The sequence below is a fragment of the Puniceispirillum sp. (SeqCode) genome (assembly GCF_965657105.1).
Classification (GTDB): Bacteria; Pseudomonadota; Alphaproteobacteria; order Puniceispirillales; family Puniceispirillaceae; genus Puniceispirillum.
Genome location: NZ_CBFHNB010000002.1, coordinates 44,506 through 67,076, shown reverse-complemented (window position 1 = coordinate 67,076; position 22,571 = coordinate 44,506). Strand labels below are relative to the sequence as shown.

At 45.5% G+C, this 22,571-nt stretch carries 19 protein-coding genes, 2 tRNA genes and 1 pseudogene; 15 read left to right on the top strand and 7 right to left on the bottom strand.

Annotated features, from left to right (window positions below; translation table 11 throughout):
* The 8 genes from ACTF7Q_RS00785 to ACTF7Q_RS00750 all read left to right on the top strand — a co-directional run.
* Positions 1-321: low molecular weight phosphatase family protein (locus tag ACTF7Q_RS00785; protein ID WP_438995947.1), on the top strand; the 321-nt coding region annotated here is incomplete at its 5' end.
* A gap of 58 nt (positions 322-379) precedes the next feature.
* Positions 380-598 (top strand): translation initiation factor IF-1, encoded by a 219-nt coding sequence (gene infA, locus ACTF7Q_RS00780; protein WP_013046186.1) that lies wholly within the window; start codon positions 380-382, stop codon positions 596-598.
* A gap of 120 nt (positions 599-718) precedes the next feature.
* Positions 719-1,363: a Maf family protein gene (locus tag ACTF7Q_RS00775; RefSeq protein ID WP_438995946.1), complete on the top strand. Its 645-nt coding sequence runs from the start codon at positions 719-721 to the stop codon at positions 1,361-1,363.
* Positions 1,364-1,378: 15 nt separating this feature from the next.
* Positions 1,379-2,710, top strand: a complete 1,332-nt coding sequence (locus ACTF7Q_RS00770; protein ID WP_438995945.1) for a ribonuclease E/G — start codon at positions 1,379-1,381, stop codon at positions 2,708-2,710.
* A 7-nt stretch (positions 2,711-2,717) separates the two neighbouring features.
* Positions 2,718-2,981: a DNA gyrase inhibitor YacG gene (locus ACTF7Q_RS00765; protein ID WP_438995944.1), complete on the top strand. Its 264-nt coding sequence runs from the start codon at positions 2,718-2,720 to the stop codon at positions 2,979-2,981.
* A 152-nt stretch (positions 2,982-3,133) separates the two neighbouring features.
* Positions 3,134-3,209, top strand: a tRNA-Phe gene (locus ACTF7Q_RS00760).
* A gap of 64 nt (positions 3,210-3,273) precedes the next feature.
* The gene (locus tag ACTF7Q_RS00755) at positions 3,274-3,684 is read left to right on the top strand and encodes a DUF6538 domain-containing protein (RefSeq protein ID WP_438995943.1); all 411 of its coding nucleotides are present in this window, start codon (positions 3,274-3,276) and stop codon (positions 3,682-3,684) included.
* A gap of 282 nt (positions 3,685-3,966) precedes the next feature.
* Positions 3,967-4,845 carry an ABC transporter substrate-binding protein gene (locus tag ACTF7Q_RS00750; RefSeq protein WP_438995942.1) on the top strand — a complete coding sequence of 293 codons (879 nt, stop codon included), beginning with the start codon at positions 3,967-3,969 and terminating at the stop codon, positions 4,843-4,845.
* 215 nt (positions 4,846-5,060) lie between these two features.
* Here ACTF7Q_RS00750 and ACTF7Q_RS00745 read toward each other — a convergent pair.
* The 4 genes and pseudogenes from ACTF7Q_RS00745 to ACTF7Q_RS00730 form a co-directional block, all read right to left on the bottom strand.
* Positions 5,061-5,192 (bottom strand): annotated as a pseudogene (locus ACTF7Q_RS00745) (DUF1330 domain-containing protein); the annotation flags it as partial.
* Between the two features lie 946 nt (positions 5,193-6,138).
* Positions 6,139-6,894, bottom strand: coding sequence for a dienelactone hydrolase family protein (locus ACTF7Q_RS00740; RefSeq protein WP_438995941.1), 756 nt, complete (start codon positions 6,892-6,894; stop codon positions 6,139-6,141).
* 71 nt (positions 6,895-6,965) lie between these two features.
* Complete coding sequence (locus ACTF7Q_RS00735) at positions 6,966-7,607, bottom strand: hypothetical protein (protein ID WP_438995940.1); 642 nt, start codon at positions 7,605-7,607, stop codon at positions 6,966-6,968.
* A gap of 471 nt (positions 7,608-8,078) precedes the next feature.
* Complete coding sequence (locus ACTF7Q_RS00730; protein WP_438995939.1) at positions 8,079-10,136, bottom strand: calcium-binding protein; 2,058 nt, start codon at positions 10,134-10,136, stop codon at positions 8,079-8,081.
* Between the two features lie 851 nt (positions 10,137-10,987).
* Here ACTF7Q_RS00730 and ACTF7Q_RS00725 point away from each other — a divergent pair.
* Positions 10,988-12,226, top strand: coding sequence for a DNA methyltransferase (locus ACTF7Q_RS00725; protein WP_438995938.1), 1,239 nt, complete (start codon positions 10,988-10,990; stop codon positions 12,224-12,226).
* Positions 12,227-12,286: 60 nt separating this feature from the next.
* Positions 12,287-12,769 (top strand): hypothetical protein, encoded by a 483-nt coding sequence (locus tag ACTF7Q_RS00720; RefSeq protein ID WP_438995937.1) that lies wholly within the window; start codon positions 12,287-12,289, stop codon positions 12,767-12,769.
* 273 nt (positions 12,770-13,042) lie between these two features.
* On the opposite strand, the gene ACTF7Q_RS00715 is transcribed toward ACTF7Q_RS00720, so the two are convergent.
* Entirely contained in the window at positions 13,043-13,396 is a 354-nt protein-coding gene (locus ACTF7Q_RS00715; RefSeq protein ID WP_438995936.1) for a hypothetical protein, read from the bottom strand.
* A 220-nt stretch (positions 13,397-13,616) separates the two neighbouring features.
* Between ACTF7Q_RS00715 and ACTF7Q_RS00710 the strand changes: the two genes are divergently transcribed.
* Positions 13,617-14,924, top strand: coding sequence for a hypothetical protein (locus tag ACTF7Q_RS00710; protein ID WP_438995935.1), 1,308 nt, complete (start codon positions 13,617-13,619; stop codon positions 14,922-14,924).
* Positions 14,925-15,163: 239 nt separating this feature from the next.
* Here the strand turns inward: ACTF7Q_RS00710 and ACTF7Q_RS00705 are convergent.
* Both ACTF7Q_RS00705 and ACTF7Q_RS00700 read right to left on the bottom strand, forming a co-directional pair.
* Positions 15,164-15,240 (bottom strand) — tRNA-Arg (locus tag ACTF7Q_RS00705).
* A 210-nt stretch (positions 15,241-15,450) separates the two neighbouring features.
* Positions 15,451-16,425, bottom strand: a complete 975-nt coding sequence (locus ACTF7Q_RS00700; RefSeq protein WP_438995934.1) for an ABC transporter ATP-binding protein — start codon at positions 16,423-16,425, stop codon at positions 15,451-15,453.
* A 377-nt stretch (positions 16,426-16,802) separates the two neighbouring features.
* Between ACTF7Q_RS00700 and ACTF7Q_RS00695 the strand changes: the two genes are divergently transcribed.
* From ACTF7Q_RS00695 to ACTF7Q_RS00680, 4 genes are all read left to right on the top strand, one after another.
* Entirely contained in the window at positions 16,803-17,003 is a 201-nt protein-coding gene (locus tag ACTF7Q_RS00695; protein ID WP_438995933.1) for a zinc-finger domain-containing protein, read from the top strand.
* Positions 17,004-17,050: 47 nt separating this feature from the next.
* Positions 17,051-19,981, top strand: coding sequence for a DNA polymerase I (gene polA / locus ACTF7Q_RS00690; RefSeq protein WP_438995932.1), 2,931 nt, complete (start codon positions 17,051-17,053; stop codon positions 19,979-19,981).
* 160 nt (positions 19,982-20,141) lie between these two features.
* Entirely contained in the window at positions 20,142-20,834 is a 693-nt protein-coding gene (locus tag ACTF7Q_RS00685; protein WP_438995931.1) for a response regulator transcription factor, read from the top strand.
* 171 nt (positions 20,835-21,005) lie between these two features.
* Positions 21,006-22,562 (top strand): stimulus-sensing domain-containing protein, encoded by a 1,557-nt coding sequence (locus ACTF7Q_RS00680; protein WP_438995930.1) that lies wholly within the window; start codon positions 21,006-21,008, stop codon positions 22,560-22,562.
* The last annotated feature ends 9 nt before the right edge of the window (positions 22,563-22,571 follow it).

The following is a 22,571-nucleotide window of genomic DNA, read 5'->3' as shown; positions in this document are numbered from 1 at the left end:
CGACCTGGGGCACCAGATGGATTTGCAATGGCGGTTATGCAGGAGATTGATATTGATATGGCCGCACATACGCCTAAATCATTCGCTGATCTGGATTGCGAGTTTTATGACGTGATTATTTCCTTTTCCACAGAGGCCGATAAGGCTGCTCAGGAACGCGTGCGCAATGTAGATTGTGAAACTTTATACTGGCCGGTTGATGATTTGGCTGATTTGCAAGGTAGCCGCGAAGAGCGTTTGGTAGCTTATCGCGCGGTGCGCGATGACATTGCGGCCAAGCTTGGTATTTATCTTGATACAAAAATTACAGTAAAAGCTTGACCTTTCCCGCTTTTTTGCGCATCTCTATTGCAACTAAGCAGCTATGGAAAAGGGTCACATGGCCAAAGAAGGCGTAATTGAATTTTCAGGAACAGTCGCAGAACTGTTACCCAATGCAATGTTTCGGGTGAAACTTGACAATGATCATGAAGTGCTTGCCCATACTAGTGGTAAGATGCGGAAAAATCGTATTCGTGTGCTTGCGGGTGATAGGGTTAATGTTGAAATGACTCCATATGACCTCAGCAAAGGGCGCATAACCTTTCGTTTCAAGTAAGCTTCTGAAGCCAGCCCTCACATTTAGGGTATGGTGTTGTAAAGTGCATGATATTGCCGCTTTATATTGTGCTTGGGTTAAGCATGATATTAAAGTGCCCATATTAGGAAGTCTTGCGCGATGACCACCAAACAGAAACCTCATAATAACAAAGTGACAGGTGATGATAGCCAGCTTGTGTTGGCATCGGCCTCGCCGCGTCGGCGTGAATTACTGGCTCAGATTGGGTTATCACCGGCAATCATAGTTGCCGATATTGACGAAACCCCGCAAAAGCGAGAAAAACCTCAACCTTATGCCGTGCGTATGGCGGCGGAAAAAGCGCTCAAAACCCGTAATCAGAATGCTGAAACGGCTGATAAATTTATTCTGGCTGGCGACACTGTGGTCGCATGCGGCCAGCGTATTTTACCCAAAACCGATGATCCAGCGACGGCACGCACGTGTCTTTCTTTGCTGTCAGGGCGCCGCCATCGTGTTTATGGCGGCATCGCGCTGATCTCGCCGGATGGTCATTTGCACACCCGTCTGGTTACAAGTATGGTGCGCTTTCGCACGCTTGGGCCAGATGATATTGACAATTATATCGCTACCGACGAATGGCAAGGTAAGGCTGGTGGTTATGCCATCCAGGGAATGGCTGCCATATTCATCCAGCAGATTAGCGGATCCTATTCCAATATTGTTGGCTTTAGCTTGTTTGATATAGCGGCCATGCTGGGTGGGCAGGGTTTTGATGTCATGCATATGCCGGATATGACATGACAGGCCGGATATAACATGACAGGTCCGATCACTCATATATATGTTGACGAAGCACCAGGGCAAACGCGTGTTGCCTTTATCTGCGGAAAACCCACGGGGGCCTTGGACGCCTATGCGGTGACACCTGACTCAATCTATGAAATATGGCATCGCCGTTGGGATATGCCGACTTTATTAGGCTCAGTGCATCTTGCCCGTATCGAACAGGTTTTTAGCGCTCAGAATCGTGCCACAGCGCGTTTATATGACGATACGTCTGTAAGTGTGCGATTACGGGCAAAGGATCGGCCAAAACCTGGCGATGTGCGGCCTATAACTATCACCGCCGCCCCGCGCGAAGATAAGGCATGGCAGGCTATTCTTGGTGCGCGTCTGGTGTCGCGTTACGGTATTTTACTACCAGGAAGTAGCGGTGTTTTCCGGTCGAAAAGATTTTCGTCATCTGATCTTGGTGATGCGATGGAGTCAATGATCAAGGCAGTTCTGCCGCATGATTTTGGCTTTATTATCCGCGGGGCTGCCAGTGCGCTGGCTTTAGATGCCATGGAAGATTCGGTGAAAGCGTTGCTTCATGCCTGGCAGACAGGGACGCAGGTGACCTCTGACCAGATACATGCGGCACGTTCCCCGCATGTGATCCATGACGCTGGCACTCTGGCTGAACAGATTGCACGCTACGCCCCTGATGCCGCGCTAATCAAACCGACAGACCCTGCCGCAAGCCAGCATCTTGCCGAGACGCTCGATGAGGTGATTGATAATGCGCTGCAGGCAAGGGTGCCCTTGCCACAAGGGGGGTGTTTATGGTGTCAACGCACCCATGCTTTATGGGCGATTGATCTGGACAGCGCCGGTTATACTAACCCTAAAGCTGGTGATATGATGCAAAGTCTGGCGATGGTTGCCATACCCGAAATTATCCGCCAGATACGCATACGGGCAATGGGCGGTGCTTTGCTTGTAGATATGCCCCGGCTTGGAAATAAGTCAGGCAAAGCAATTTTGGAACAATTTGAGGATGCGTTGGCAGATGATCTGCACCCACCTGAAATTCTCGGCTTTACCCGCGGCGGTTTGTTGGAAATGCGTGTGCCATATGGCGAACAAAGCCTAGCTGATATCATGTCTGACCGCGTTGCCCAAACGGCACTTGCTGGTTTAAGGCTTGCGTCACATCGCATCGCTTCATCTCCGGTGCCAGCCGAAATCGAGCTGGCAGTTTCAGCGCCCGTATCCAAATGGTTGTCAGATAAGGGGGCACCTGCCTGCGCGGCGCTTGACAGACCGCTTCGTCTTGTAGTTTTGTCAGATCTTGCGCCGGATGCACCAGCCTATATCATGAATTGAGGCCGTTATGTCAGTATCATCAAAATCAAATTTGAAGCCGGTTAAATGTCCGACTTGTGGTGAAATGGCCAGCAATGCGGCGCGGCCATTTTGTTCATCACGCTGCGCTGATATTGATCTTGGGCGTTGGTTTCAGGGCAAATACGCCATCCCAGCGGTTGATGCAGCAGACGATACGATTATAGATGCGTTGATCGCCGAGGCCGAAGCCGATAATACGGGACAGGGCAGACGCTTTGATCATGACGATGGAAATGATGACGAGCGATAAAGACTGTTTCATTTGGTCAATTGAGGCTAGACACCGCCTTGCAAGGTCGTTATATCCGTTGAAGCCGAAGTGATCACGCATCTGTGCGTCTTACCATTGATCACCATCTCATATGTGGGGTATCAGACGATACCCAGCAAGATGACGCTAAGGCCCGGGTAGCTCAGTTGGTAGAGCAGCGGATTGAAAATCCGCGTGTCGGTGGTTCGAGTCCGCCCCCGGGCACCACTTTTTCACCTACATGACTGATATGTAAGCATTTATTGTGCTAACAGGTCAGGTGTCGTACAAAATGACGTACAATCAACCCTCATATATCCGTGTCCGTTTTGGTATTTATCACTTCGTCAGGCGTGTTCCTGCTGATGTTAAACAGCATTACCGCAGTGATAGAGTCAGTATCAGCCTTCGTACCAAGTCAGCCAAAACAGCCACTCGTTCTGCCCAGTCTATTAGCCAGCGATTAGATGATTACTGGCATGGGCTAAGATTGCAGAAGATGGATGTACCAGCATTACATCTGGTCATTGATGATAAAGATGATGTCGTGGATGACAGCCCAACGATGATGGAGGCTGTTGATATTTACCTTCGCCTCAAATCACACAAGCAGACGCCCACATTCATTCGTGCCGCTAAACGTAATGGCAAATATGTATTTGAGGGTTGTGCGAAGCATTGTAAAATATGTTATGGCTCTTAAAAGATCCTGCGCGACAGCTGTTTCGTTGGATAATTAAATATGGCAGCAAAAGTTGATTTACCATTATCCATTACCTTCGAAATTGCTTCACAATTGAGTTGAGCACGCAATCGTCCATCCGATGCAGGCCGTCGTTATGAATAGGCAATGTTCACCAGACAGTCTTTTCAGAAATCCATAAAGGTTAATTAGTCTGATTATATTAGAATCGTTGCTAGCTATGACATGCTTTTGTGAGCTAGCATTAGTAACTGCATATAAAACATTATTGGGGCTTCTTTGATGGCTAAAATACATCTTCAATTTACTCTGTTTTCAGCTTTTTATTCACCTTTAATTTCAACTATGACAGGCAGTTTTTTGGCTGAGGAAGGGTTTGAATATGATTGGAGTGTCGCTGAACCAGGGGTATCGGCTTTAAATGCGTTGGAAGATGGCACTGCACAGGTTGTGCAATCAACCATCAGTCAGGGCTTTGCATCTCTGGAAAATGGCCATCAGCCTAAGGCGCGGCATTTTGCATTAATCAACAATATGGATGGGTTTTTTATCAGCGGCCGGGATAATGATAAGAATTTTGAATGGTCGTCTCTTGAAGGTGCTGATGTGCTTGTGCATCACGGCGGTCAACCAATGACTATGTTCAAGTATGCTTGCCACAAAGCAGGTATAGATATTCATAAAATTAATATTATAGATGCCGGCAACGCCAAGGAAATGGATGCTGCTTACAGGCAGGGGCAAGGTCAATATATACATCAGCAAGGGCCTGCTCCTCAGCAGCTTGAAGCAGATGGCGTTGGCTATGTTGTTGCGGCTCTGGGGCCAATGGTTGGCCCTTGTGCATTTTCTAGTTTGGCAGCTATGCCGGAATGGTTAGAAACTGATGACGGTCACGCTTTTTGTCGTGCTTATGCGAGAACTAGGCAATATGTGGCAACCAGACCTGCCGCAGAAATTGCAATAGCCGAAAAATCTCTATTTCCACAAATTGATGAAGCGGTCTTAACGCAATGCATCCATGCCTATCAGAATATGGGGTGCTGGCCTGTAGAAATGGCCATTACTGATGCAGGATATAACGCCATGCTGGATATATTCGCATTTGATGAAAAAATTAGTCAGCGACATCCATATGGTTCTATATGTATGGGCAATTAGACGGGTTACCTATCTTGAACAGCAATCTGTGTAACAGCCCTATATAATACCTACGAGGTGGGTATGGTTCCAGCTTAGTGTTTATCACTTTGTCAGGCGTGAAAAAGCCACATTTTAAGCAGCATTATTGCTGTGACAGTCGTCTGTATCGGCCTATGCACTAAACAGCTATTATTGTACTGAGCAAATGGACGCGGAAGGTTGGGCATTGACGTTTAATCAGACACGCCTTCAGCAATCATTAAATCAGTGTCGGAACATTCTTCTCTAACAGCTTTTGCAGCTTGATACTCTTCACTATGATAAAGAATGTTTGCTGCGTCTTTGCTTTCAAACTCAATCATCATATCATGTCACGTCAAAAGCGCAGTCTATGACTTAAATATAAGGCCTATGAATGTTGAACCAAAGTGTGGCAATCGTGCATATATTGTTGGTTAGAATGCTTTAGTCACCTATTACGATGACTAAAATATATGAGTGGTGATGACGTAAACTAGAGCTCCACACGTTACCAGCGTGACCATTGCTTTCGTTAGCATGTTCCGCGCTTTTTTCCGATAGCCGGAAGATAGGCCGTTTGTGATTGAAAGTCTGCTTACGTCAAATGTTGTATCATTCATATCTTTTTGCCTTTTGTTACGGAGGCTAAGTGGCGAACTCCAGTTAATGTTCTACCTTTGTTCTTTATTTAAGTCAAGTAAGGCAGATGCTCTCTCTAGATATAGTATTTAAAGCAACCTAATGCCACTAAATATTGAATAAGAACCGAAACGTTCTCTTGTCGTTGACACAAACAATATAGCGGCAAGCGCGCCGAAACGCTGAAACTCATTACAATTTGGGCGCCATGATCCATCAGCGCGGAAGATTAAACAAGGCTGAAGCCAGTTATAGCCACGTGATCGCGTTGCAGCCTGGCTATGCCAAAGCGCCTTTCAACTTGGCTTGCACACACCATGATCTTGGTAAAAGGATTTATACCCTTGATTACGAACGGCTTACAGTTAATCAAGAAGACGAGACACACAAACTAATTACGTATCTCGATTTGGAGTGGGATAATGAATGTTTATTCCCCCAAAATAATAGGCGCAGAGTCGCATCGGCATCTAACGTGCAGGTAAGAGAGAAACTGTACCAAGGCAGTTCGCAACAATGGAAACATTATAAACCATTTTAAAAGGGCCTACTTGATGGCCTTGATGATTAGCTAAAATAATAATGTGCGCCTAGAACGCTCCGCCGCCATGCTGATATACTGACTTGGAACCCAATTTTGGGGTGATATTACTAGCTTAGCCTATTCAGAAACCTCTGTAATGCATCCCAAGATTTTTTATCAGCCTGAGCATCATAATCTCTGGAACCGGGAACAGTAAAAGAGTGCCTTGCACCTCCAAACACTTCCGCATCGTGAGGAACATTCGCCTCTTTAAGCTGATCAAGAAGAGCTGCTAAATCAGTCATCCCTGAAACAGGATCTGCTGAACCATGTAGTAAAAGAACAGGAGCCGTGGTCTGATTATAATTTTGTCCTTCTGGTGTGCCTAATCCGCCATGAAAGCTAACAAAACCATTGGCTTTTATTCCGGCCCTTGCAGCTTCAAGAACAGCCGCGCCACCAAAGCAATACCCTATGATAACAATGTTTTCTGTGTTTACACCACTGGCTTTGCCTGCGTCCATTGCAGCAGAAATTCTAGCCCTGAATTGAGCGCGGTCTTTGTAAAGTGCGCCTGTTTCTCTTCTATAGTCATCCCGACCTTCTAACTTTGCATCAACACCGAATAAATCTACAGCGATAGCGTCAAACCCAAGTTCAGACAGCATTTTGGCTCGTGATTTTTCATAATCAGTTAAGCCGTCCCAATCATGAATGATAAACACTGTACCTTTTGATGAATTTGATTTTTCAAGGTGAGCAGAGAAATTTTTGTCGCCAACCGCATAATCAATCTGATGTCCATGTCCATCTGACCAGGCGGGAGCAATAAGTGTGGAAATGACGGTAATAAAAGAGAATAGGGATAAACGAAGATTTCTCATCTGAACGCCTCAATAAATTGTGAATAGTGATACTTTATACCATAAATATAGTTTGCTGAGGCGCAGGATTTTTATTCATTTGTTCCCTGCATCATTCTTTCATGGACTGCGACCATACCTCTTGCAGACATATCGCTGACCTCCGCCGCATGCGTTTGAAGGAATTTGACCACTTCTGGGTTAGATGATGTTTGAATAACCGCAACGCCTAAATCAGTCATTTCTATTTCAGTTTCAATTTCGTCATACACTTCAAACAAAGTATCCAACGTAGGTGATTGTATCATCACTTCCGGGTTTTTGCCTTCTTGGAGTCTTGTGACCATCATTGAAACATGCGACGTAATAGCATCTCGCAATTTTACATCTTGCGCTTCGGTCGTTGTTTTTATGCCGTTTGCAAGATTAATGACCTCTCTTACTATACCCTCATGTTCTCGGAATATAGTCTTGAGGTCATTGACTTCCTGGTCAGTTGTGTCCTTGCCCTGCAAGCCTGGCATATTGACTTCATCATGTTTATGCGTATTGCCATCAGCTTTATGCGTATTGCCATCAGCCATACCAGATTGGCTGTGATGACGTTCGTGCATGGATTTATAATCATGGTCACCATTTTTATATGTGAAAAATAGAAATGACGCTCCAGCGCCAAAGCCAAAAACAAAAATGATTGATATGATGCGTTTAAGGGATTTAATTTTATATTCCATTCATAAAAAACAGGTAACGAGAACAATCATCAAACCGATTGTATAAAGCGTATTAGTGTATTCATTATATTAATAAACCGTATGAACTTTGTAGCAATGCCATCGCGTATGTCAAGAAGATGAAGTGTTTTGTGCCAGCTTCCTCTGCCATATCGGGTGGTATCATTTTAAATGTGTAATGTTTTCACCCCAAACGCTTTGTAGGACATGATCATGGCGGTGGCGGCCCACGGGGTAAGTTATACTCAGTTTTATACTCAGTGTTATGTTGGGGGTGATTAAACTTAGGTCGATAAAATTTAGGTTGATAAAACTGACCCCAGTGGGTGACGACAAACACGACTTCAAGAAGGCGGTTAAAGGGTGATTGGTTATTATTGTTGAGAGATAGTATTTATTATTGAGGGTATTTGTTATTAAGGCAAAAAAGAGAGGCGTAGTCGCACGCCTCTCTTCATTATTATGTTGTCGTTATTTATTAGGGTTCATGGTGAACATAAAGATTTGTCCACCTGCATCACCGCCATGTGCTTCTACAGAACCACTTGATTCTGGACGAGCCTGAACCACGCCAATATAGGTTTGGTCAGCGGTGCTGATTTTGCTGCGAATATCGTGGCGAGCTGTTCCTTGCAACTCTTCCATTGAATAGAAAGACCCATCAGCCTTCTTTTCAATCAAAGCAGTCACAGGCCATGAACCTGAAAATTCAGTTGTGCCTGGCTTTGTGAAAGCACCACCTAGTGCTGACACACCTGCTTCATAACGTGAGCTATACTTACCACCTGCAATCGCAAGAAGATGCGCATCAGTGACATTCATGTCATTATCGATTGTCAGCACATATTTGCGTTCGCCGAAATCGTTTCCTGAATCTTCGTCAACAATCAGATAGTCACCATCGCTAGTTTTTGCCCAATACAGGCCATCAGGTGCAACCATCTTAGCAACGCCTTTTTCCATATGGATAGAAGCATCGCCATCCTTAGTCTTACCTTCGCCACCAAGCTTTAGTGTCAATGCACCATCTACTGCTGCAACAGAACGCTTAACAGACACATCAAGGAATGCAGGAAGCTCACCGTTGGCTGCGTTCAGAGCCTTGGCAAGGTTGCCAAGGTCAAAAGCAAGCAAACCACCTTCATCAGTCATGTTCTGGAAATAACGTGCGGCTCCTGAAGGGTCAGCAGCAGGATGTTCAGTTTTGGTATCACCATTGAAGAATACATATCCTTCTGGCTGCTCATCTTCATGTTCCCACAACATCATCTCTGTGTCTTGAACAGCTAATGGCTTATCAAAACCTGACCACTGATAGGATGTAGGATAAAAACGACCGTCAAAATCGTTTGGCGCAGTAGCATCTTTCATATAGTCATCTACCATTTTCGCATCAAGCTTCACCTCAATGCCAAGGTCAGCAAATACTTCAGGGGCAAGTGCTAGGCCGTAAATCTTACCATGCAACAAACCGTTACGTGCAAGGAAAGCATCACGCTCATTTGCGGTTGCATAGTTAATTTTGCTGCCATCTGCATGACGGTCTTTCATGCCAACATAGATACGATTTGGCGCAGGTTCTTGGCCGTGATTATACCCAGCTGCCACGATAACCACATAGTCTTTATGACCTGAATTGATAGGCATGAGCTTCTCGTACCCGGTCTGGCCAAGCGCAGGAGCGGTGTAAGCCGTACGGTTAGCAATATCGACAACGACACTTGCTAGGCCAAGAGTTGCTGCTGAATCATACTTTCCAGCTGGGAACATTTGTCCGATTTCCCATTCTTCAGCTGTCAGCCATACATCATCGGAAAACCCAATGCCATCGCCATATTTATTGGCTTGCTCATACCAAGCACCGCAGAAGCTTTGGAAGAAATAATCTGCTTCACTCAACTGAAAGTCGGGCTTGAATTGCACTAAAGTTCCATCTGGACGCGTTTGGTTGCCCCATTTGCCTGAAAGGTAGGCGGGGTCAAAAGACGGTGCAGATACGATTTCGCCAAAACCGTTATATACCGTGTCAAACAGTTTTCCTGAACCTATGACCATGTCCTTTGCAATATTCTTATTGTTCATGAAATCTGCAAATTTTGCTCTGTCATAATCAATTGTGTGGATATGTGAACCTGTAAAGGAAACACCATTCTTCATCTGCCATGGGTATGTCTCAGGCTGCGGGGCGCGACCCATTGTTGCGTAAGATTCACTCTGATAGACAACCCGGACGGTTTGATCATCTGCAAGCATGGCTGCCTGACCATCTGGATAGCCTGTCAACGCCAACCCTGATTCGGCATCAATTTCACCAACAGTAGCAATGGCTTTGAAGTTTGCGAATGGGAAGTTGGTGTTTGCGCTTTCACCATCTTTTAGAGGCTTTGTTGCAAGACCAGCTTCGGGAATCAGTGCGCTTGTTTCCCCAATTGCTTTATGCGAGCCATGGCTATCAGCAACTGCTGTAAAAGTCAGTGAAGACGATAAAAGAGTGGTACTCAAAAGTGCAGTAAGTATGAACTGTTTCATTTGGAAAACCTTTTGGTGAGTTGATTTAGTAGGCGTTCGTTTTCCAATCTTTTCGTTACAATTTCATGTCTAAAATACTAAAGAAATTATACAAAATATCTTTGGCGGGGGATAACAAACACGTTTTTAAAAAGGTGGCTTGATGCCATAATCACATGGCTGATTAAACCTTTTAGTGAGTGCTAAACAGCCTCTTTTGAAAGGTTTAATTTAAGGCTGGTATACTTTAAATCTAGGGTAAACAGCGATGAGTGGTTTGAATTTTTTGATAATACTGCCACAGATAATTTTTGCTTAGTCCGGTGGACTATCACATAAGTGTAAAGGGGGTTGATGGTAAGTTAGGCTCGTGCATCAACTCCATCATTGTGGATGCAATCTTTTCACTCATAAAAACATGAGGTTGGGCCAACAAATGCCTTGTTTGGCCAGTTTCTCATTATGGAAAATGCGTTAGCAAATGTTTTCAACTGTCTTTGCCGTCATATATTGTTTGCATGCCAGCCCTGTGTCCTTAATGGCAGATGAGTTATTGAAAAAAATTGGCGCGCCCGAGAGGACTCGAACCTCTAACCTTTGCCTTCGGAGGAAATAGATTACAAATATTTTCAATTATTAACAATAATTTAGAGTGATTTCAATAGTATGTGTATATTTTGGCTATAATACGTTAAGAGAATTTTCTCAAGGCAGAGCCCCCATGTGTTGATGCCAACAAGGGTATCAAGACAGAAGCAACAATGTATCGCCCACGACCTAGCGTGACTTAGTGTATGCCACCGCATAAGCCATAAGTTTGTTATTACCTACGATAGCACTCTGTGGTAAAATTCTCGTATTAAGGAGAACTCATGAACCAACTTCACCTGTTTGAACGAGTCGACACAGTTGACGCTAAGCTTCCTGAAGCCGATTTCATTGGTGGCTTGGTAAAGTTCAAGGAATTTGGGAAAGAAACGGAGGTAATTTCACGTAACGAAACCCACTATTTCATAAATGAATACTGGACATCAGGACAGCGTCAATCCCATTCAATTCATGAGATTTCATACAGAGCCTGCTTCAAGGCGCAACTGCCTGAGTTTTTTATCAAAAGACTCACTGCATCTGGCGATGCCGTTCATGATCCATTCATGGGGCGAGGAACAACACCTGTTCAGGCAGCACTAATGGGGCGTCAAGCATTTGGGAACGATATTAATCCACTTTCTGTGTTGCTAACACGCCCTCGATTGCATCCAATAAGCCAGAAACAAATTGATGAAACACTTCTTGGACTGCCTATAAATCCTAAAAACGATATCAGTGAAGAATTGTTGGCGTTTTATCACCCTGAGACGTTAGCTGGGTTAGAGGGTTTAAAGGACTTGTTGCTTAAGCTTGCCCCGCTCTCAAATTTACAACCTGACCCAGTAATCGATTGGATCAGAATGGTTTCGATCAATAGATTGTCGGGACATTCTCCCGGTTTTTTCTCAGGCAGATCGATGCCTCCAAATCAAGCGGTTTCGATAAAGGCTCAACTTAAGATAAACGAAAAGCTAGGCTTAAGTCCGCCAGTAAGAGATATCAAAAATATAATAGGCAAAAAGTCTAAGTCTCTTTTAAGAGACGGCTGTGTTCTGAGCGAGACTAAGAGCCGCCTTTTTGTAGGATCTGCGTGGAATACAAGTGGAATCGAAGACGGCAGCGTGAAACTCGTTGTTACATCTCCTCCGTTTCTTGATATCGTTCAATATGCTGCCGATAACTGGCTAAGATGCTGGTTTGCTGGGATAGACCCCGAGCAAGTTAAAATTTCGATGCATAAAAAGGCGGAGGAGTGGACAGAAATGGTTCACTCAGTTTTAGCAGAAATGTCACGTATATTGTGCAGTGGTGGACATGTTGCCTTCGAAGTTGGTGAGGTTAGAAACAAGTCTATCTTCCTAGAGGATCTCGTCTTAGCGGCTGCCAACGGATTACCATTTGAAAAACTGGGTGTTATGGTTAACCAACAAGATTTTACAAAAACTGCCAATTGTTGGGGTGTCGATAATGGTTCCAAAGGCACGAATACCAATAGGATTGTGCTTTTGCGACGTCACTAGTGCTAGACTTAAAGAAAAAAAATTGCTTCATTACCTGCCTAAACATGAACGGTGGGTACCATGGAAAATCGTTTCAAAATCGACTGGGATGTAGACAGTCTCTCAGAAGCATTTCGTGTCACAAAAGAAGACGTGCGAGAATATTTCACAGACGGAAGAAGGGTTTCTTTTATAATCGAACGGCGCTTAAAATGGGATCACCCGGGATGGGAACTAGCTCCATCAGAGGGTGCAGGGTATGATTTGAAAGATCCAAATGGTGGTTTATGGGAGGTGAGATCGATCACTAGAGGCGGTGTTTATTTCACACCGAGTAACCAGGTCGGCTCTGGTCGAAAATTCAACGAAAGCGGCTTTCAGGAAAAACTCTCTGGCGTAATGGGTTTTATCCTGACAGACATCGAAAAGTTCCCAAGTATGGACGTGTATGTTGTTCCAGTTCAAAATGTAATTCGATGGCACCATCAAGGCACTTTAGGCGTCAATGCAAAGGTAAGCCGATCAAAGTTCTTGAATGAACTTGCAACGGACATATTGTATTAGATGAAGTATATCGCCGTTGTTATTACAGAAGACATGCTGACCTATGCTGCTTCAGTGTAAAGCTCAAGAACTCTTTTTCTACTGTCTCTTACTTGCTGTGACTGCCTCAAGTTTTTTTCAAGCCAAGCCCTGTGTTGCACCTCTCGTCTAAGTTGTTTGGTAGAGAGTGAACTGTGCGCTGCTGCTTTACGTACACAAGCATATTGTAAAGTCAGCAGTCTAAATCGCTATCTGTTTTTAACCGCATAGGCTCTGTGATAAGAAAAGCAAAATCTAACCGTAAACCTCTCTCTCAATTTGACTACGAAATTCTTCATTTAAACTAACACTCTTCTTTGAAGCTTTTTCTTTTGAGGGTTGGACTACTATGCAATCTGCTGATTTAAGCGCGAATAACGTATTTCTATAACTAGAAAACGTAGGCTTAGGATGTGCCAAACTTTCGTAAAGCTCAGTAATGCCAAAAGGTGTTTCCCCTGGCATCTGACACAAAAGTTTTTCTACTATTTCAATCAAAAAAAGGCTGGGGCTTAGTCGCCGCTTTGAAAGTAACTGTTTGTAATTCTCTATCACAACAATCTCTTTCTTTTTTATTTTTTTTGCCAATGCTTTTAATTTTTGAAGCAAGAGTTAATTAGAATAAGTTTATATTTTTTAGCAAAAAATAATATATGTAAAAATTACTAGTAATTTAAGTATCTTTTTTAACATCCCCGTTTCCTACAATTTTGATCCGGAGGTGCGAAATGATTCGTTATAGCTTTTGGGCACAAGCTCTAATTTTAAGTTTTGTTGTGATTTTCATTCTATCATTTGCAGCCTTAATTTTCGTGCTGGGACTCTAATTATGAATAACGAAAATCAAGCGCCATATTCTGACGAAATCGATTTATTGGAATTTTTCCAAACTATTTGGGATGGCAAATTCAAAATCGCTGCTGTCATTGTGATGGCTGTTTTGGGTGTTTTAGGTTTTTTCTTCACCCAACCAGCGCCGTCGTTCATTGCAAAAACTGAGGTAAAGCCAATCACATCTGATATGGCTAACCCCTATCAGATATCGAACTCTCTTGGTTTTTTTGAGGTTGAACCCGCTAATTTAAGAAATTTGTTCTTAGAGCAGATTGACACTAGATTGCTGTTTGAAGACGCCTTTCGTAAGCATGATGTTTTAGACAAAAATGATTACGAAACAGAAACAGACTTCAACAAAGCTATTGTTAAACTTGCAGCAGGTATAAGTTTGCTGCCCCCAATAAATGTTGATGGAACAGCTAAAGGCGAGAGCCGCAGGCATTGGACAATAGAATTTGAGTTCAATGATCAAGAAAAATGGTTAAATGTGCTGGCAGATGTGAAAGTGAATGCTAACAAAAATGTCAGAGAGATTATTAAAGCTGATTTCACAACAACGCTAGCGGCAGCTCAAAAGAAGAAGACGTTTGAGAGGGAAGACATATCAACCGCTATTGAGAACACAAAACTTGATTTTTATAAAGAAATGAAAGAGTTCGAGTTGAAGCAAGGGTTTGAACTTGAGGATGTACAAACTCAAATCAAAAATGTTGTTGTTGATTATGAAATATCTACGAAAAACAGATTAGCATTTTTGCGGGAGCAAGCGGCAATAGCACGCAAATTGGGAGTGGCAAAAAACACTATTGAGGCTCAAACATTCAATGCTCAGAACGGAATGGTTGCCAACGTTAAAACTGACACTCCCTTTTATCTGCGTGGTTTTGAAGCAATTGAAAAGGAGATTGAGCTAATTGAGTCGCGTGATGATAAGGGAGCGTTTACAAGCGGCTTGCTTGAGCTGGAGCAGAAAAAAAGAGCTTTAGAACAAGATAGAACACTACAGCGTGTTGAAAAAAATAAAGAGTTTTTAGATGCGCTAGTTGAGTTAGAGAAAAAGAAACGCCAGCTAGAGCAGGACAAAACGCTTGAACGGGCTGAAGTATTGTTTGCTGACACCCCTGTGATGAGGGGGGATGACTTTTCTGCTGTAGTGATGACAGTTGCAGCAACAGAGTTTGAGATCAAAAGCAATCGATTGATGATGCTAGTTATGGCTGTTATGTTGGGCGGAATGATTGGTACAGCCTATGTGCTAATCGTTAATGCGATGCGAAAGCGTAACGAGAAAGTGGCTTAGCGGCACACAGCAATTTAAGCGTCATACAACCTGTTTTAGGGATTTTGCGCTGTTATGCTGTTGCGTGAACTTTTGTGATGCTTTGTAAAGCATTTTTGAACTGGTTTAGTGCCCACTTTTAATGCCTTGCTTGCGTTGCTTTAGAAAAAAACGGCCAAACTACAAATTGTAGTATAGTCAAAACTATACTTCATCGCAAAAGCAGTTCTTGTTTAATCTATTGATAACATGTGAAGAATTGGTGCACCCGAGAGGATTCGAACCTCTGACCTCTGCCTTCGGAGGGCAGCGCTCTATCCAGCTGAGCTACGGGTGCGTTCATTCATATGGACAGGCTCAAGACATACACTGTGCGCCAGCCAAAGCCAAGCCCCAACTAAAGCCAAGCCCCAACTAAAGCTTTTAGCATCAATGGAAATAGGTGCCGCAATATTTTGTCAAAACTATCCTATCAAAATGGTTATGGCCTGTTTGCCAACCATAATGCCGCCAACCATAATGCCGTCAATCGCTATGACGCCAGCGACTATGATGTCAAAGCCAGAAACACATCTTCAAGGTCGGATTCCTGCGTGCTGACATCGCCGATTTCAAGCCCCAAAGCGGTAACTTTGCTGATGATCGCGCCAGCGCTGATTTCACGTGGGTTGAACTGGATTTTTAATATGCCATCCTGCCATATGGCTCCAAGCCGGATCAGCGCCTTGGGTAAAGGATCGGGCGGTGGCGAGGTCAGCGTCAGATGCAGATCCTTGACGCTGGTTTCCTGCATCAATTCATGTTTGGGCTTTGACGTGATGACATTACCTTTGTCGATGATCGCCACATGGTCACACAGTGCTTCGGCTTCTTCCAGATAATGCGTTGTCAGCACCACGGTCACGCCGCTATCGCGCAAGCTCAGAATATTGTCCCACAGGCGCTGGCGCAATGATACATCAACGCCAGCTGTGGGCTCGTCAAGCACCAGAATCGGTGGGCTATGCACCATGGCTTTGGCAACAAGCAAGCGCCGGCGCATACCGCCTGATAATCGCCGCGCATAAAAATCAGCCTGTTCGGTCAGGCTGACCATATCCAGAATTTCATCAACACGGCGCTCGGATTTTGGCACGCCAAACAAACCTGACATCAGTTCCAGCGTTTCCCGCGGGGTGAAAAAGGCATCAACATTCAGCTCTTGTGGCACGATGCCGATATTGGCGCGCGCCTGGCGGGGATGTTCATCAATATCGGTGCCCCATATGCTGATATGGCCTGCTGATTTGACGACCGTACCCGCCATGATATTGATAAAGGTTGATTTCCCCGCGCCATTCGCCCCCAATAGGCCAAACACGCAGCCCACCGGAATATCCAGATCAATGCCTTTCAGCGCTTCTTTGGGATCGTTGCCTGTGCTGCCATAGGTTTTTGCCAGCCCGCGTGCCGTAATCGCCATGCCATTTTCTGGGGCATCGGTAAACCGGACTCGCATAGGTGATGATATGGGTGATGACATGGTATAATTCCAAAAGCGAACGCATGAATTCAATAGGGGGTTGGTTAGATTGATACAACCACTGCCATATTTATAGACCGATCATACATCATGCGCCACTGCGAATCATGACGCTGTTCATCAGATATAAACAGGGTTGATCAATATGATCAAAGACGCCTTTATATTTGAGCCTTTATATTTGAGCCTTTATATTTGTGTATTTGATATGCGGGTCTTGCAAATAAATTGGGTCATGCAGGGTGAAGTGATTGCATCGTTGCGGCGCGCGCGATAGATTTCACTCATCACATGCGTGGTAAGGGCAGTTGCCTGGTCTAGGCTCCATAAACATACCCACGCCAGATTTTCTGTCTGCGCTGGTGAAAAGGATTATAATGTCAAACCAAGAAAATATGTCCGAAGCTACAGCCGAAGATATGGCTGTAATCCCAACAAGTCAGAACCGTGTATCCTGTAATGGTGGTGGGGGTACACTTGGGCATCCGCTAGTATGGTTAACGCTTGGCACAGATGATAAGGTCGTGTGTCCTTATTGTTCGCGCACCTTTGTAAAATCAACGGCTGAGAATAGCTAAGCGCTACAGGGCAAACCCACACAGCAGATACGGTATCTGGGGATATGATGATGAATGATGACACGGGGACAGTGAATGATATAGGCGGTCAGAAAGCACGACTTTTGCTGATTGATGGTTCGGGCTATATTTTTCGTGCTTATCATGCCTTGCCAATGATGACCCGCGCTGACGGCACGCCGGTTAATGCTGTCTATGGGTTTACCTCTATGCTGATGAAGCTGGTCGATGACATGATGCCAGATCATGTGGCGGTGGTGTTTGACACTTCACGGCAGACCTTTCGTTCAGACATCTATCCAGAGTATAAAGCCAACCGCTCGGCACCACCTGAAGAATTGATTCCGCAATTTGCTCTTGTTCGCGAGGCAACCACCGCGCTGAGCTTGCCAATGATGGAAGCGTCTGGCTTTGAAGCTGACGACCTTATCGCTACCTATGCGGCGCTAGCCGAAGATGCCAATATGGAAACCATCATCGTGTCTTCTGACAAAGATTTGATGCAGCTGGTGCGCGGTGATGTGACCATGCTTGACCCGATGAAACAGCGCCGCATTGGTGTAGCTGAGGTCGAAGAAAAGTTTGGTGTTACGCCGGATAAAGTTGTCGATGTACAGGCCTTGGCAGGTGATACGTCTGATAATGTTCCTGGTGTTCCGGGCATCGGTGTGAAAACCGCTGCCGAACTCATCAATATCTATGGTGATCTTGAAAGTCTTCTTGCACGTGCAGACGAGATAAAACAGCCCAAACGCCGCGAAAATTTGATTGCTTTTGCCGAACAGGCGCGCATCTCGCGACAGCTTGTCTTGCTACGTGAAGATGCACCAACACCATTAGAAATGGACGCAATGAAAACGCCGCCACGTAATATGGATGTGCTGAAAGCGTTTTTGGTTGAACAGGATTTTAAGCGTCTGCTTGTCCGGATTGGTGCTTCCGTCGATGCCACAAACAAGGCGTCAACTCCGGCAGTGCGGTCAATGGGCGGGACCTTGCCAACAAATGCGAATCAAGATGAGACAGCCAAGCATAGCACCATTGAGGCGATACATGATGCGCAGAATTTGCGAAATAGTGAGGCTAATTACACGCTTGTCACTGACCGCGAAGCCTTGGTGGCATTTCTGGGTAAAGCGCGCAAGCAGGGTTTTCTGGCAGTTGATACTGAGACCACGGGTTTGAATGCGTCGGCGGTTGATCTGGTTGGTATATCGATGGCAATAGCACCAGGTCAGGCTTGTTATGTCCCGTTGCGGCATGGGGCGACAAATGACAGCGTGATGGGCAATGGCGTGGCTGTGCAAGGTGGTCTTGATTTTTCGGATGAAGATGCGCCAGCCAATTATCCGCAGCTTGATTTCGAGACCGCCATGGCCGAAATCAAACCTCTTTTTGAAGATCCGGCAGTGCTGAAAATCGGGCATAATTTGAAATATGATGCTCATGTGCTTATGCGCCCTCGTAATGGCGGCATAAATCTGGCGCCTGTTGACGACACGATGTGCCTGTCATATGTGCTGGATGGGGGGCGTGTTGAACGTCATTCGATGGATTATCTGGCAGGTCACTGGCTTGACCATTCAACGATTAAATTTTCTGACGTCTGTGGCAAAGGTGCTAAACAGATACTGTTTAGCGACCTCGCCCCCGAAGCGGCGCTTGATTATGCGGCTGAAGATGCTGACATCACCTTGCGGTTATGGATGATCTTGAAACCTCGCCTTGCAGGCGAAAAAGTGGCTTCGGTATATGAACGCCTTGAACGTCCGCTTATTCCGGTATTGGCGCAGATGGAAAATTACGGCATCAGGGTTGATCGCTCTATTCTGGCGCGCATGTCGAATGATTTTGCCACACGTATGGAAGTGCTGGCACAGGATATTCTGGCATTGGCTGGCGAAGATTTTAACATCGCATCACCTAAACAGCTGGGTGAAATTCTATTTGATAAAATGGGATTGCAAGGTGGTAAAAAAGCCAAAACCGGCGCTTATTCAACCTCGGCAGATGTGCTTGAAGACCTGGCGGCATCAGGTGTTGAAATTGCCAGCAAAGTTTTGGATTGGCGTCATCTAGCCAAACTCAAATCAACTTATGCGGATGCGTTGGTCGAATGTATTCTGCCTGAAACAGGTCGCGTGCATACATCATTTTCAATGGTAGGCGCGTCAACGGGCCGGTTGTCCTCGTCTGATCCGAATGTCCAAAACATTCCAATTCGGACCAATGAAGGGCGTCAAATTCGGACAGCCTTTATCGCGGCAGAGGGGTGTAAGCTGATTTCGGTGGATTATTCGCAGATCGAATTACGTCTGGTTGCGCATGTGGCGGGCGAGCAAAGTATGATTGAGGCGTTCAAGGACGGTATCGATATTCATGCCCGCACAGCGTCTGAAGTGTTTGGCATTCCTCTGGATCATATGGATTCGGAAACACGCCGCCGGGCAAAGGCAATCAATTTTGGCATAATCTATGGTATTTCGGCATTTGGTTTAGCGCGTCAATTATCCATTCCGCAAGGTGAGGCACGTGATTATATAGCCTCTTATTTTGAAAATTTCCCGGGTATTCGCGCCTATATGGAACGTATCAAGACCGAAGCGCGCGAAGACGGGTTTGTCGAAACCCTATTTGGACGCCGGATACATATTACCGGAATGGCAGGTGGCAGTGCGGCGCATCGTGGTTTTGCCGAACGGCAGGCGATCAACGCACCTATTCAAGGCAGTGCGGCGGATATTATCAAACGCGCCATGATACGCATCCCGCCAGCCTTGCAGGCTGCGGGTATTAAGGCCGATATGCTGCTTCAGGTTCATGACGAACTGATTTTCGAAGCGCCAGCGGCTGATGCTGACAATGCAGTGAAACATATCACCCGCATCATGGAAGCTGCTGCCGCACCGGTGGTTGATCTGAAAGTGCCATTGGTTGCCGAAGCGGGTATTGCCGATAGCTGGGCTGATGCGCATTAATGGGCAGATTAAGGCGTAAATTAGGCTGATTCTGCTGTTAACTTGCCCCATATTAGCCTTGATCGATTGCTATCTGTAAAGTCTTCTAGATGCCGGCAAGCCAAGATAGGCTGATATCTGACCGGAATGAGGCTAAACTGGAGCGCATGGAGAGTGGGTGATGGCTAATCGGATTGCACTTGTTGATGATGATCAAAATATTCTGACATCAGTTTCGCTGATGCTTGAGTCGGAAGGCTTTGATGTTGATTGTTATAATGATGGCGAAGCAGCTCTTCAGGGGTTGGCGCGCCAGCCTGTTGAACTGGCTGTTCTTGACATAAAAATGCCGCGTATGGATGGTGTCGAATTATTGCAGAAAATACGCAAAAATTCCCAACTTCCAGTGATTTTCCTGACCAGCAAAGATGACGAGCTTGACGAAGCACTTGGTTTCGGAATGGGGGCTGACGATTATATCACCAAGCCTTTTTCCCAGCGCCTATTGCTTGCGCGTATTCGGGCGGTATTGCGCCGTGCAACCGAAGGTGTGATGGATACCGCCGGCCCCAATGTCATTCATCAGGGCAATCTGATCATGGATCCTGACCGTCATTTGTGCAGCTGGAAAGGGGAAGAGGTCAAATTAACAGTTACTGAATTTTTGATCTTGCAGGCACTGGCATCACGCCCTGGTATGGTTAAAAACCGTGATCAACTTATGGATGCAGCTTATGGCGAATCCATTTTTCTCGATGACCGCACCATTGACAGCCACATAAAGAGACTTCGCCGTAAAATTAGGGCACATGATAACGCGTTTGACGGGATCGAAACCCTGTATGGTATCGGCTATAAATATAAGATAGCTTAGTACGAATCGAAACCAAGCTCTATGGCCTGCAAATAGGGGCTTACTTTTGCTTTGGCGATTGGATGTGTGGAATATGTGAGCGGGAGTAAGTTCATTTTAATGAACAGCATAATAGGTCTAGCAAAGACATGTTTTAAACGACTAGGTAAACTCTGTTTGGCACCGTTCCGAATGAGCCGCCTGAGCGCTCGGATTATGGCCATAATGCTATTCCCGCTAGCGGTGTTTCTGGTCGGGTTACTTTCGATTGACCAATATCGAACGACGCTCATCATGTCCGAATTTACGGCCCTAGAACGTCAAGGCTTTACGCTGGCACGATCACTTGCCCTTGCCGAAGCTGAGCTTGATGTCGGTGTGGCGCGGCGCAAGTTATCACGTCGCACCATGAATCATCTTATTCCTTTGGTTGGTTTTGGCTCTGAATTACGGGCGCGCGTTTTTCAGCCGGATGGTTCGCTTTTGGCGGATACGGTAAGACGTGGGTCTGCGCGCGTGCAGACTAATTTACGCCGTCGCGATGGCACCCCTTGGCGTATAAAAATGAAACGCCAGATCCATCACATGATGACGCATGTGACAGCTATGATGAACAATTCAAGCGCGTTGCCACGTTATACTGAACAGGTCAAACAACACGCTGGTCATTATCGTGAAGTGCAGTCTGCCTTGCGGGGTGAACCCATGCGGATGCTTCGTCTGGATCGGCGTAGCAATATGGTGCTGTCAGTTGCTGTACCTATTCAGGATGTCCGTCTGGTTCGTGGTGCTCTATTGGTGTCGATTGGCGGCGGCAAAATAGAAAAAGAACTTGCCGATGTGCATATTGTCTTTCTTGAACTATTCATTGCGGTTCTGCTTGTCACTATAGGCCTCAGTGCATATTTGGCACGGTCGATAACGACGCCGATAACCCAGCTTGCCAATGCGGCTGAAAATCTACGGCGCAGTAGCAATCTGTCGGCACGTTTGCAACGCTTGCCTGAACGCAAAGATGAAATCGGGCAATTATCCGAATCCTTTATCGATTTAACAGATGAGTTGCAAAAACGTATGCAGGCGACAGCAGGGTTTGCAGCCGATGTGGCGCATGAGCTGAAAAATCCACTTTCGTCCTTGCGCAGTGCCGCCGAGACGATCAGTCGTATTTCTGATCCGGTACAACAGCAAAAATTAATGAATGTGATCTTGCAGGATGTAGAGCGACTCAACCGCCTGATCACTGATATTTCACAAGCCAGCCGCGTTGATACAGAAATAGCTGATGGACAGGGGCACGAAATCAATATTATTGAGCTTGTTGAGAATTTTGTTCAGATGCGCCGCCAAAGTTTTGCCGATCACAGCATTCATCTTGACCTACATGATGAACCATTAATGACGCGTATTCATGAAGGCCGGATTGTGCAGGTCATTGATAATGTTCTTGCCAATGCAGTGTCTTTCAGCCCGCCTAAAGGCGAGATATTCATCACTGTCACACCTGTTGCGTCAAACAAGGTTGCCATAACAATTCGCGATCAGGGACAAGGCATTCCCGAAAACCGGCTCGATGCCGTTTTCGCCCGCTTTTATTCTGAACGGCCATCAGGTGAGGTTTTTGGCGAGCATTCAGGTCTTGGCTTGTCGATTGCACGGCAGATTGCCGAAGCACATGCTGGCACATTAACCGCTAAAAATAGCGATAAAGGCGGTGCCTGCTTTACGCTGACCTTGCCATTGGTATAGACTTAACTC